Genomic DNA, 13,281 nt, shown 5'->3' with positions numbered 1-13,281 from the left:
CCTTTCCTTTTAAATACTTAAACCTGAGAAACACATAAAGGCCATGGCCATCAGCCCCACCGTGATGAAGGTGATACCCAATCCCTGCAAGGGCTTGGGCACGTCAGTATAAGCCATCTTCTCGCGGATGGCGGCCAAGGACACAATGGCCAACAGCCAACCGATACCTGAACCCAAAGCGTATGCCAAAGAATCCCATACGCTAGAGATAGCCTGCGTGCTCGTGGCCGGATCCATGGAGATTCTCTGCTGCATGAACAGTGAGGCACCCATGATGGCGCAGTTCACGGCAATCAAAGGGAGGAATATACCCAACGCGGCATAAAGCGAAGGAGAAAAACGTTCCACCACCATCTCTACCAACTGCACGATACCGGCAATCACGGCTATGAAAAGGATAAACGCCAAATAAGTCAAATCCATGCCGAGGACGCCGTCTTCAGCCAATACTTTGGTCTGCAACAGATAGTCCACCGGCACCGTCACACAAAGCACGAAGGTCACGGCAACGCCCAACCCCAATGCAGTCTTTACATTCTTAGATACGGCCAAGTAAGAACACATACCCAAGAAGAAAGCGAAAATCATGTTGTCCACAAAAATAGAACGGACAAACAAACTTAACATATGTTCCATATTCTTTTTTCTTTCTGTTTCTGGTTATGATTCCGATTACTTTTTCTCTTTCCTTTCATTGTAAGCCCGGTGAGCCCAAATGAAACATCCCAAAAGAATCAATGCCATGGCCGGCATGGTCATCATACCATTGTTCATATAGCCCATGTCGTAGAAGCTCTGTGGAATAATCTGAAAGCCCATCAGGGAACCGTTTCCGAAGAACTCACGGACGGCACCGACCAAAACCAACACGTATGCATAGCCCAAACCGTTACCGATACCATCGAGGAAACTTTCCCACGGACCGTTCATCATGGCAAAAGCCTCCAAACGTCCCATCAGGATACAGTTGGTGATAATCAGGCCGACATACACGGACAACTGTACGCTCACATCATAAGCAAAAGCCTTCAGCACCATACTTACGATGGTTACCAATGCAGCCACGACGACCAACTGGACGATAATGCGGATACGGTTGGGAATCGTCTTACGTATCAAAGATATAATCAGATTGGAAAAAGCCGTAATCACTGTTACCGAAAGCCCCATGACAATGGCCGGCTCCATTTGCGAAGTGACAGCCAAGGCGGAACAGATACCGAGCACCTGAACCGCAATCGGGTTGTTGAGGTTAAGGGGAGACGAGAATACTTCTCCATTCTCTTTAGAAAATAACTTACTCATATCTTACCTCCTTTATTCATTAGTATTTAAAAAAGTCATATAACGTGAAATACAGTCATGAAGCATGTTGTTCACACCGTCCGAAGTCAAGGTAGCACCGGTGATGGCATCGCAACGGCTGTCATCAGAAAGTCCGTTCACGACTTTACCTTTCTTCACCACGCTGATAGCTACGGCGGACTTGTCGTCATTCATCAGCTTCTTGCCCTCGAACTGCTTCTGGAACTTATCGTATTCCGTAATAATGGCACCCAAACCGGCCGTTTCGCCCTTATGGGTAAAATATACGCCGTAAATGGTGTTCTTGTCGGCATTTAAAGCCACATATCCCCAAATCGCATCCCACAAACCTTTACCCGTCACGGGAATGACATATTTGGTTTCTCCGTTCACCTTACATACATACAACGGGAGGTTGCTGTCCGAGATGTTTTTGTCTTCTACGGCAAAACCGTCTGCATCTTTGGAGGTACCGTCTTTCACCACGTTACCGTCCTTGTCGATGATTTCATCAGCCACTACGACTTCATCGTATGTTTTTTCCACTTCGGTTTTCTCCACATCACGAAGATTCAAAGCGGCCAGAATCTGACTTTTCTTGTCGATACGTACGTTAGCCATTGACTGCGGTTCCAAAGCCTTGGAAACGAAAGCCAACAAGAAAGCCACGATAACGACCACAACACATGAGTATATAATGGTATAAGTATTACCGTCGGTGTTCAGCCCTTTCTTCGCTGGTTTATCCGTTTCTCCGGCCTCCACGATTTCTTCGAACTCAGAAGCGGGAGCCTGACACACCGGGCATTTTTCAGGCGCAGCGTCACCCTCATGGACGTAACCGCACACTTTACATTTGAATTTCTTTGTTGCCATAGTTCCTTTATTATTTTTTAATTGCACGTTTAGCCCGCTTGTCGATATTACTCTGGATGACATAATAGTCGATCAGCGGAGCAAACAAGTTCATCAACAAGATGGCAAGCATCATACCTTCGGGATAACCCGGATTCAACACACGAATAATAACAGCCATGGCACCGATGAGGAAACCGTAAATGTATTTACCGGTCTCAGTGCGTGCCGAAGTCACGGGGTCGGTAGCCATGAACACGGCACCGAAACAGAAGCCGCCCAATACCAGATGCTGGTACCAAGGCATGGCTGCACCGGCATTTCCTTCCGGTCCCCATACATTGAAGACCCATGCCAGAAGCGCACCTCCGGCAAACACGCTGAACATCGTCTTCCAACTGGCAATACCTGTCCACAGAAGAATCACAGCACCGATAGCAATAGCTATCACGCTGGTCTCACCGATAGAACCGGGAATGAAACCGAAAACCTGGTCCCATGAAAAAGCGGGCACAGTCCCTACTGCCGCTTCTCCTAAAGGAGTGGCCATCGTAAACGTATCAGGCAGGTCGTTTCCCAAACCGCAAATGCTTTCCTTGGCCACCCAACAAGCATCGCCACTCATTGCCGTAGGATAGGCAAAGAACAAGAATGCACGGGTAATCAAAGCCACATTGAAAATGTTCATACCCGTACCTCCGAAAATTTCCTTGGCGAAAATGACGGCAAAAGCACAAGCTATCGCAATAATCCACAACGGACAATCAACCGGTACGATCATCGGAACCAAGATACCCGTTACCAAATAACCTTCCTGAATCTCCTCATGCTTCCATTGGGCCACGATGAACTCGATACCCAAACCCACCACGTAGGACACGATGATCTTAGGCAACACGGCCAACAGGCCGAAACCGAACATTTCCCAGAATGTCCCGTCCACTCCGGCGGCCGCATAGTTCTGATACCCGATGTTGTACATACCGAACAACAAAGCCGGTAACAACGCTATAACCACAAAAATCATGATACGCTTGCTGTCTATCGCATCATGTACGTTCACTCCCGACTTCGACGTGGTATTCGGCACGAAGAGAAAAGTCTCGAAACCGTCAAACACAGAACGAAATGCGTGAAGCTTGCCGCCCTCTTCAAAGTTCGGCTTTATCTTATCAAGATATTTTCTTAACGCGTTCATTATCTAAATCATTTAAACCTGTGATGAAATTAATTAAGCCATCTCCTTGCGAAGCATATCCAACCCTTCACGGACGATGCGTTGCACCTCCAGTTTGGAAGAATCCACGAACTCACACAAGGCAAAGTCCTCCGGGGCCACCTCATAGATGCCCAAAGCTTCCATGCGGTCTATGTCGCCGGTGATAATGGCTTTTACCAACTGTTCGGGGAAGATGTCCATCGGGAACACGCGGTCGTATTCGCCCGACATGATCATGTGGCGTTCGCCGCCTTTTACACGAGCATCAAGCGCATACTCTTTCTTGCCCATCAACCAACTCATGTAAGCGCGACTGGAAGAATAGTCGTTCAGCCGAGGCATAATCCAACCGAAAATTTCGTGTACGTCGTCTCCTTCCGGAATCACGTTCACCTCCGTCACGTGGGCACCCAAGAAGCCGTCTGCCGAAGTTTTCACACCGGTCATCACATTGCCGTTTATCACACGCAGGCTCTTGCCCGTCACCACATTGCCTTCGATTAAAGTGCCCAGTTGCTGTCCTACCGTCATTTTGCAATAGGCCGGCTTCTTCACTTCCGAACCGGCAAATGCAATTACGCGGGTAAAGTCCAAACGTCCCGTATTCAGCAAGTGCCCGATGAAAATCACCTCTTCCGCACCGAGCGTCCAAACGACTTCACCTTTGTTTATAGGAGAAATGTGATTGATTTGCACGCCTACGTTTCCCGCCGGTGCCGGCCCGTCGAAAAAGTTTATTTCCACGTTCTTGGCTGCAGTCAACGCCGTAGCCGTCTGCTTCGAGCTTACGCCCAAGTAAGTTTTCGCCATTTTGGCCAAAGCATCGAGTCCTGCCTGGAAATCAGCCTCACGCCCCCGCAACACATATTCAAAATCGGCTGCAAGCGGCATGGAATTGAAGGCGGAAACAAAGATAGCCTTCGGAGTATCCGTCGGATTTGCCGTCACGTCGTAGGGACGTTGCTTAAAGAAAGCGAACAGACCCGATTCCAAAAGGAGAGCTTTCACTTCCTGAGCCGTCATCTGCCCCGCACTCTTCTTGCCGAAATCCACATACTGCAACTCTGCATCGGCTTCCACGCGAACGCTCAATACTTTGCGACGATCGCCGCGCTCCACCATGGTTACCCGTCCGCTCACGGGAGAGACAAACTTGATTTCAGGATGGTTCTTGTCCACAAACAAAGCATCCCCGACCTTCACCACGTCGTTCTCTTTGACTACTACCTTGGGCTTCATTCCCGTAAAGTCATCCGGCATCAATGCATAGACAGCCGGTTTCTTCACCTGAAATTCCTCCTTGGCAGCTTTGCCCTTGAGATTCACGTCAAGGCCCTTACGTAATTTAATTACATTTGCCATTATTATAGGATTAAATAAACTGGTTTTAATTAAAACGTCGCAAAATTACATTAAAAATATGACAAAGTGAAGGATTCTAAAAAGAAAATAGTAATTTTGTCGTATAAATAAGGGTCATATTAAAAGATTAAGAAAAATATTCAGAGTACTCGCAGGTATAGCCGTGGGCTTCTACCTGTTGTCGGTTGCGCTACTCCACGTTCCGGCCGTGCAAAGAGGTGTCACGTTGCTCATCTCTGGAGCCTTGAAAGATATTTTACACACAGAGCTTTCCATCAGCCGGGTGGATTTGGGATATTTCAACCGTATCATTCTCGATGACGTGGTCATTAAAGACCAAAAGAACAAGGATTTGCTAAAGGCAGCCCGCCTGTCGGCCAAAATAGAATGGGCTTCATTGCTACACGGCAAAATATCCATTTCAAATGTCCAGTTCTACGGATTCGACATCCACCTCTACCAACGTACACAGAAGGAAAAGCCGAACTTCCAGTTTCTCATAGACACTTTCGCGAAAAAAGACAGTCTGCCTTCCAACCCGAACCTCCGCATCAATTCCGTGCTTGTCCGGCGGGGCAAACTGTCGTGGCACCGTTATGACAAGCCTCCTACTCCCGGCCGTTTTAATCCGAACCACATCGTGTTGGACAAAATCAGTGCCACGCTTTCATTGAAAAGTTATACGGCAGATTCCTTGAACCTGAACGTCAAGAAATTTTCCTTTGAAGAACACTCCGGCCTACAGCTTAAACAACTGTCTTTCAAGATTACGGCCAACCGGGAAAAAGCACTGCTTGACCACTTCACCATCGAACTGCCCCATTCCCGATTAGCCCTCCATCCGGTCACCATGAGCTACCGTCATATAAAAGAAGGAAGCGGAAAAGGGCGGTATCAGGATTTCACATTCCAAGGCAGCATTGAAGAGGGGGCATTCTCTTTCGCCGACTTCATTCCCCTCTACCACAAACCAACTCAAAGCCATACTCTTGAGGAGTTTCCGACATTAACTGTCGAAGCGCGGTTCAACGGAAACCTCAAACAAGTCCTGATAGACCAATTCACACTTTACACTCCCGACCGGAGCATGGTACTCGAAGCCCCATTGGCTATCAGTCACCTCGAAAATCCGGCCCAACGAACGATAAAAGCCGACATCCGGAAACTGCAAATCACCCCGACCGGCCTCAAGCAACTGTCTGAATGGGTTCCAAACGGCAAGATTTCCATTTCACCTTATTTACAGGCTATCGGCACATTAGAAGCCACAGGAGCCCTGTCCTATCGTCCCCAATATCTCAAAAGCCATCTCAATTTACATACCGATTTAGGCACCCTGGCCGTATCCGGCTCTTTCGCCAAAGGAAACGAAATCGAGGCGGAAGTGCATACTCCCGGATTCCAGCTCGGCAAGCTAGCAGGACGGGAAGAGCAATTCGGCGAGACGGCCTTCGACTTATCGGGCAAAGGACTCCTGCGCTCCGGTGCCTATCCTGCCCTTTCATTGCAAGGAACCATCGGCCGTTTTTCTTATAACCATTACGACTACCACGATATCACAGTCGACGTAGATTACCGAAAAGGAGGATTCGCCGGCAACGTAAGCATCAATGACCCTCACCTCGCTCTTACTACGAAAGGAGAGTTCAACTTACATTCATCCACGCCTTACATTAAGGCGGAAGCTTCTGTCCGACATTTCGCACCACATGCCCTCGCCCTAACATCCAAGTATGCCGGAACAGTGTTCCAAGGTAACCTGCAAGCTGATTTCCAAGGGCACAACATTGAAAACATGGAAGGACTTATCAGCCTGAACGATTTTTGCATGTCTACATCGGAAGAAAACTATACCCTCGGACCGATATGTTTTAAAGCCACCAATGAACCCGGCAAACGCAACCTCTCGCTGCACAGCGACTTCCTACATGCAGAAATGGAGGGAGATTTCAGGCTCGGCACGTTAATCGCCCACAGCCGGAAACTGCTCCATGCCTATATCCCGTCTTTCGTCAAAACACCCCAACTTAAAAAAGACACTCCGGACGAAGTAGCCTTGTACGTGCACATCGACCACACGGAACCTATTGAAAAGATTTTCGACATCCCTTTGCAAATCCCGAAAGCCGGACACATCAACGGTTATTTCAACAGCCGTACCGAGGAACTGGACTTCAATGCCTCCATCCCGTCGTTCAACTACAACGGGCAGCAATTGGACGACATACGGATTCTGGCCGGCCGTGTCAACGATTCCCTCACCTGCACTCTCGATTTCAAAAAGCAAATCGGCAAAGCTCCCGTAGATTTCAGGTTGTTGGCCCGCGCCGCCCATGACAATGTCTACACAGGACTGAATTGGACCAACCATGCCGAAAAAATCTATCAAGGTTCCATATCGGCAGACACCCGGTTTACCCGAAACGAAGAAAAAAAGATGCTGACTGACATCAAATTCCATCCCTCACAAATCATCGTCAACGACTCGGCTTGGAACGTACACGCATCCAGCGTACATGCCGCGCCGGGCTTAGTCAACATCAATGGATTCACCATCGAACAAAGTGACCGCCACCTGATTCTCAACGGTAACGTATCGGGCAACCCGGGCGATTCATTGACGGTTGACCTGAAAGACATCAATCTGGAATACATTTTCAACATCATCAATTTCCACGCCGTAGATTTTGCCGGACAAGCCACCGGACGGATCTACGCAGCCAACTTGATGAAAAGCCCCGAAGTGGATGCCCATCTCCATGTCCGGAACTTCACTTTCAACCAAGCTTATTTGGGCGAAATGAACCTGCACGGCGGTTGGGAGAAGGAGAAAAATGCAATTTTCCTGCACGCACGCATGGCAGACCCGGCCCACAGAAGCATGACCAGTGTAGACGGAGACATCCGAATAGGCGCTGCCCCCAAGGGAGGCCTCGACCTGATGATTCGTACCGAAAACATAGACCTGGCTTTTCTGAACCACTACACAGACGGCATATTCACCGGCTTGCACGGACGAGCTTCGGGATGGACCCGCGTATTCGGCCCGTTCAAAGGTATCAATCTGGAAGGCGACATGCTAGTCAGCGAAGGAGGAATGAAAGTCAACGCAACCGAAGTGGACTACCGCCTCGTCAACGATTCCGTCATCCTGCGCCCGGACAACATTTATTTCCGTAATGCCATGGTTTACGACCGGCAAGGCTCTCCCGGCAAAGACGAACACTATGCCGTAGTCAACGGTGTGCTCCAACATTCCAACCTCTCCCACATGCGTTTCGATTTCGACATCGATGCTTATAACATTCTGGGTTATGACGTCAAGGATTTCGGGGACGAAGTGTTCTGCGGGACAGCATACGCCACCGGAAAAATCGGGTTCAACGGACAGCCGGGCAACCTGAACATCAACATCGATGCCCGCCCCGAAGAAAACACCATGTTCGTCTACAACCTGTCCTCTCCAACGACTTTGACAGACAACCAGTTTATCACCTACAAGACACATGAGGACAGTATCGAAGGACATTCCCATTCCCCAAGTCTTCCCTCTCTCCCGGAACCGGAATCGGACATGCGCATCAATTTCCGCCTTAACCTGACACCGGAAGCTACCATGAAGATTCTTATGGACCCGAAGGCCGGTGACTACATCGCCCTGAACGGACACGGGAATATCCGTGCCAACTATTATAATAAAGGAGACTTTACGATGTATGGCACGTACACCATAGACCATGGCATTTATAAGCTCTCGTTGCAGGACGTCATCCGCAAGGACTTCATTTTCAACCCCGGCGGCACCATCGTATTCGGCGGTCCGCCCATTCAGGCCGACCTCAACCTGCAAGCCGTCTACACCGTACCCTCCGTATCGCTGAACGACCTGAGCGCACGCTCTACCTTCAGCCAGAACAACGTACGCGTGAACTGCCTGATGAACCTTGGCGGAAAGGCCCAGTCTCCTCAAATCAGTTTCGACTTCGACCTGCCCAACGTCAATGAAGACGAGAAACAGATGGTGCGCAGCCTCATCAGCACGGAAGAAGAAAAAAACATGCAGGTGATTTACCTCCTCGGCATCGGGCGTTTCTACACTTACGATTACAGCAACACGGAACAAAGCCAATCCTCCGTGGCCATGAAGTCATTGTTGTCCTCTACTCTGAGCGGGCAACTCAACCAAATGTTTTCCACGCTGCTCGGCAACAACAGCAACTGGAACATCGGGACGAACCTCAGCACGGGCGAAACGGGATGGAGCGACATGGACGTAGAAGGACTGCTCTCCGGACGGCTGCTCAACAACCGCCTGCTCATTAACGGAAATTTCGGTTATCGGGACAACAGCACCAACCCGAACGGTAACTTCATCGGCGACTTCGACCTGCAGTGGCTGTTGACCCCGAGCGGAAACGTAAGCCTGAAGGCATACAGCAAAACCAACGACCGCTACTTCACCAAATCGTCGCTGACCACTCAAGGTGTCGGAATCGGACTGAAACGGGACTTCAACACGTGGCGGGACGTATTTCGGGTATTCATTCCCAAAAAGCGGAGGAAGAACCCGTAAATACCGTTCCTCTCTTTTTCACTCACAACATACTAAAAACAAAGCGTATGGGAAACAAAGAATTTATGCGCAAAGCCATTGAGCTTTCAGTAGAGAACGTAAAAAACGGCGGCGGCCCGTTCGGTGCCGTCATCGTAAAAGGAGATGAAATCGTCGCAACCGGAGTAAACCGGGTGACTGCCCACAACGATCCGACGGCCCATGCGGAAGTCAGCGCAATCCGCGAAGCTTGCCGCCGACTGGGCACCTTCGACCTTAGCGGTTGCGAAATATACACATCTTGCGAGCCTTGCCCGATGTGCCTCGGTGCTATATACTGGGCCCATCTCGACAAAATATACTACGGTAATAATAAGGACGATGCAGCCGATATCGGATTTGACGATTCCTTTATCTACGAAGAACTGGCTCTCCCCCGTCAAGACCGCAAGAAAGCTATGGAAGAACTGCTGCCCGAAGAAGCCATCGCGGCTTTCGACCTATGGCGGTACACGACGGACAAAACAGAGTATTAGCCCTCTGCCATTCCGGATTATCACCATTACGTCGTATCTCTTTAATGAAAAATCCAAAGTCCGTTGTAGGTAGCTTTGGATTTTTCATTGTTCACATTTATACAAAAAAATATTCATAAATTCTTTTCATTAGAGAAAAAATGTTTAATTTTGCCGATGCGATGTAGAACGAAGCGTCGGGACACATCCTCTTTGTGGGAACAAAATTGCATTTACTGCATATTCTTGTCAATGTTGAAACCTGAGAAATTTCAAAAACAAGTCTGATGAGAAAGTGTGGGTGGATGCCTGTGTCATGCGCAGGCTTCCATTCCCGTCTTTCCAGACTTAGGGTTTTCTCAGGACCTCAACATTAGAAAAACGGGATGGAGGCTGCGCTATATTTATATCAAATATTGCCCCCACTTTTAATCCCTTTTTCTCCACCAATCTGCTACGGGCAATAAAATGATGGAATATAAATCAAATCAGCATAGACAAATGGCTACAGTCAAAAACATCCTATCACAAATATTCTTTCCCAAAAGGCAAGAATTATCCTCCCACGAACCGTATTCCGGTTCATGCGGAACTCGTGCTCAATGGAACCTGAATCCTGAAAACGAAGAACTCCGTATCACTGGTACGGGACCACTTTTCGATTTTTTCGGTGAAAAAGAAGTTCCCTGGGAAAGCCATCTGGACCACATCCGAAAAGTGGTCGTCGCCCACGGTATCACTTACATAGGATTCCAGGCCTTCAGTTACTGCACGTCCTTATCAAGCGTAGAACTTCCGGACACACTGACTGGCATAGGACAGCACGCCTTTGCCTATTGCAAAAGCCTGACCTCCGTCTTTCTGCCCGAAGGAGTGAAACACATCAAGGATTACGCTTTTGCGCACTGCTACCACTTGCAGGAACTCACCCTGCCCGCCACACTCAAAAGTATAGGCAAAGCCGCTTTCTGTTCTTGCCACGGCCTTACCCGCATATCCATACCCGACAATGCCATCCTGTTGGGAAGCGAAGTGTTCGCCGATTGCAAAAACCTGACGGAAATAAAGCTCCCCGAAGGACTGTTGCAACTCAAAAGCAATAGTTTTGCGGGCTGTATCTCCCTCGCTTCTGTATCACTGCCCCCCACCGTGGCCTATCTCGGAAATTCCGCATTCGAAGGATGCAACAGTTTTACACGAATCGACATTCCGGACAAAATCGTTCATATCGGCGACCGCGTTTTCGCTGACTGCCATGCGTTGGAACAAATAACCATTCCTCCCTCCGTACATCATTTAGGCAAACACATATTCTCAGGTTGCCGCTCGCTAAAGACCCTAACCGTCCCCTTTCCGGCCTGTGGCACTCCGGCCACCTATTCTAACTTCGGCGAACTCTTCGGTACTACCCCCGACACCGAGATGCGGAAAATAAGCCAGGATAACGAAACGGGAAAGGAAACAAACTATTACCTTCCCCGCAACCTTTCCGTCCTTCGCATATTGGAGGGATGCGAAGTCATTCCGTCCAAATGCCTCATGAATTGCTTTGTGCTGAAAGAACTCCACCTTCCGGCTTCACTTTATATGATGGGCGAAAAAGCCATTTACGGCTGTGCCGGCCTGAAAAACATTTATTGCCAAGCTGCGGAACCGGCCTCTATCCATGCCGACACCTTCGAAAGCATCAGGTTCAACGTTTGCCGGCTCCACGTCCCGCAAGGTTCTACAGAGAAATACAAACAAGACAAGCACTGGAAACCTTTCTCACTGATAGAAGAATAAGGAACAACCTTACAGGTGATGAACCGGAGTTGAATCTGTGTCTATCTTTTTCCTTTCGTCCCAACCCGTAAAAAGAAGAGACACAGACTATCTCACATAGTTCTGACTTCCAACCAAATAACAATATAAAAATCACCTCTGCAGAACAGAAAAAATTTCTGCGCCGAATGAAAAATCACTTGGCTGAGATTGATTTTTCATTTGGCGCAGATTGGAAAACCATTCTCCACCGAACGTTTTTCCCACCTTTTACCACCCACCTTCAAACCGGTGGTCACACTGCCTCTCTGCCCTTCTACAGCATCCCCCCCACACCCAATTTCCGGCCTTCCGCAACTAACACCCGACGAGGTTTGTTCCTCCCACTCTATGAACACGCAAAAGGACGGAATAAGCCACTGAAAGGCTAAAACTGGAGTGTTAACGAATATTAATCAAACAAAACCATGGATTCAAAAAAAATAGTTCCTTGATTATCAATAATATAAAAATCAAGCAATCAAACTAAATGCAAACTAAAATATTTGGTTTTATGCTCCACACCTCCTAACTTTGCCCTCACAGACATCCATCATTCTATGGCAGAAAGGAGCAAAAAATGAAAAAACAAAAATGCAACACCCTTGCCTTCACCGTGGCAATCATGCTGATGTTCCTCACCGCCTGCACGCGACAGGAAAAGAGGATAGTAAACGGGCCGGATTTCCAAAGCACGATGGAAATGTGCCAAACTCATGGACAAAGATTCTGCATCGTCTTGTTAGACACGACTCAAACCACGTCGCAAATCTACCTCCAACGTTTACAAGAGACCGCGTCCCAGGCTCTATTCAACATCATCTTCACCGACTTCACAAAAAGCAACGTTTATGAACAATGGCTCTATTCCGATGCCACGCCAGTCACGTGCATCTTCTCTCCCGACGGCCACTTGACGGACATCATCCCGGGCGCATCGCGTAAATGCTTCAGATGCATAGACGAAGTCTTACAAACCGGAAAAATGACCACAGAATTAGAATACTACAATAATTTTACAATGGACAAGGCCAAAATCATCCCTTTGCTCGATGAAATATGGCAATGTAACCTCCTTCTGGAAAAAGGTTCAGATTTAACACTACGATTGGAACAAATCGCTCAAAACATAGAGTATCCTTTCCTTACCTACCTTGAAATGGAAAATGCCATCCGGAATGGTGACAAGGAAAAAACGGATTCCCTGGCCTTACGGTTATGCAGCTACGAAGGTGATTTGGACTTGGAACTATATCCCGACCTGTTCATCACGGCCCGGGAAAATACCATACCCGGCTTTGATGCCACAGAGGAAGCTAACCTGAATGCTCCTTCCGTCGTCAACCTACACGGATGCATGACAGGAAAGCCCAAGGTGTTCCATATCCCGGTCAATAATTCCGGAAAAAAGCCATTGGACGTAGAAGGAATAGAAATGAGCTGCTCGTGCTTGGAACTTTTTGATGACACGGACTTCACCCTCATGCCGGGCGAAACAAGAAACCTGGAATTCGAGTTCACCGCCGACCGCAACGGCCAAATAGAACGGGAAATCATCATACGTAACAACGGGATTTATCCCATAAAAAGAATAAGAATCATAGCTGAAAGGCAAGCCCAAACAAGAAAGGAGGATATATAACGGGATGCCCGATGAGAGTAACACTTAA

9 protein-coding genes are annotated in these 13,281 nt (G+C 48.4%); 4 read left to right on the top strand and 5 right to left on the bottom strand.

Features of this window, described 5'->3' with window-relative positions; all coding sequences use genetic code 11:
- Positions 1 to 9 precede the first annotated feature (9 nt).
- Genes nqrE through E0E47_RS01790 form a run of 5 tightly spaced genes read right to left on the bottom strand, consistent with a single transcriptional unit; the run spans position 10 to position 4,741 of the window.
- Complete coding sequence (gene nqrE / locus E0E47_RS01810; RefSeq protein ID WP_008625183.1) at positions 10 to 636, bottom strand: NADH:ubiquinone reductase (Na(+)-transporting) subunit E; 627 nt, start codon at positions 634 to 636, stop codon at positions 10 to 12.
- Positions 637 to 672: 36 nt separating this feature from the next.
- Positions 673 to 1,305 carry an NADH:ubiquinone reductase (Na(+)-transporting) subunit D gene (locus tag E0E47_RS01805; RefSeq protein WP_008625185.1) on the bottom strand — a complete coding sequence of 211 codons (633 nt, stop codon included), beginning with the start codon at positions 1,303 to 1,305 and terminating at the stop codon, positions 673 to 675.
- Positions 1,306 to 1,317: 12 nt separating this feature from the next.
- The gene (nqrC, locus tag E0E47_RS01800) at positions 1,318 to 2,208 is read right to left on the bottom strand and encodes an NADH:ubiquinone reductase (Na(+)-transporting) subunit C (RefSeq protein ID WP_008625186.1); all 891 of its coding nucleotides are present in this window, start codon (positions 2,206 to 2,208) and stop codon (positions 1,318 to 1,320) included.
- Positions 2,192 to 3,358: an NADH:ubiquinone reductase (Na(+)-transporting) subunit B gene (locus tag E0E47_RS01795; protein WP_008625188.1), complete on the bottom strand. Its 1,167-nt coding sequence runs from the start codon at positions 3,356 to 3,358 to the stop codon at positions 2,192 to 2,194. The genes nqrC and E0E47_RS01795 overlap by 17 nt, the downstream gene beginning before the upstream one ends.
- Positions 3,359 to 3,391: 33 nt before the next feature.
- On the bottom strand, positions 3,392 to 4,741 hold the full coding sequence (locus E0E47_RS01790) for a Na(+)-translocating NADH-quinone reductase subunit A (RefSeq protein ID WP_130892711.1): 1,350 nt from the start codon (positions 4,739 to 4,741) through the stop codon (positions 3,392 to 3,394).
- 244 nt (positions 4,742 to 4,985) lie between these two features.
- On the opposite strand from E0E47_RS01790, the gene E0E47_RS01785 reads away from it, so the two are divergent.
- From E0E47_RS01785 to E0E47_RS01765, 4 genes are all read left to right on the top strand, one after another.
- Entirely contained in the window at positions 4,986 to 9,314 is a 4,329-nt protein-coding gene (locus tag E0E47_RS01785) for a translocation/assembly module TamB domain-containing protein (RefSeq protein ID WP_232038295.1), read from the top strand.
- 47 nt (positions 9,315 to 9,361) lie between these two features.
- Positions 9,362 to 9,829, top strand: coding sequence for a nucleoside deaminase (locus tag E0E47_RS01780; RefSeq protein WP_130892709.1), 468 nt, complete (start codon positions 9,362 to 9,364; stop codon positions 9,827 to 9,829).
- Positions 9,830 to 10,309: 480 nt separating this feature from the next.
- Positions 10,310 to 11,593: a leucine-rich repeat domain-containing protein gene (locus E0E47_RS01775; RefSeq protein WP_172604629.1), complete on the top strand. Its 1,284-nt coding sequence runs from the start codon at positions 10,310 to 10,312 to the stop codon at positions 11,591 to 11,593.
- A gap of 598 nt (positions 11,594 to 12,191) precedes the next feature.
- Positions 12,192 to 13,253: a DUF1573 domain-containing protein gene (locus E0E47_RS01765; protein WP_130892707.1), complete on the top strand. Its 1,062-nt coding sequence runs from the start codon at positions 12,192 to 12,194 to the stop codon at positions 13,251 to 13,253.
- The last annotated feature ends 28 nt before the right edge of the window (positions 13,254 to 13,281 follow it).

The sequence above is a fragment of the Paraprevotella xylaniphila YIT 11841 genome, assembly GCF_900683745.1.
In the GTDB taxonomy this organism is placed as follows: Bacteria; Bacteroidota; Bacteroidia; order Bacteroidales; family Bacteroidaceae; genus Paraprevotella; species Paraprevotella xylaniphila.
The sequence above is the reverse complement of the archived record's forward strand: the minus strand, read 5'-3'. Positions and strand labels throughout refer to the sequence as shown.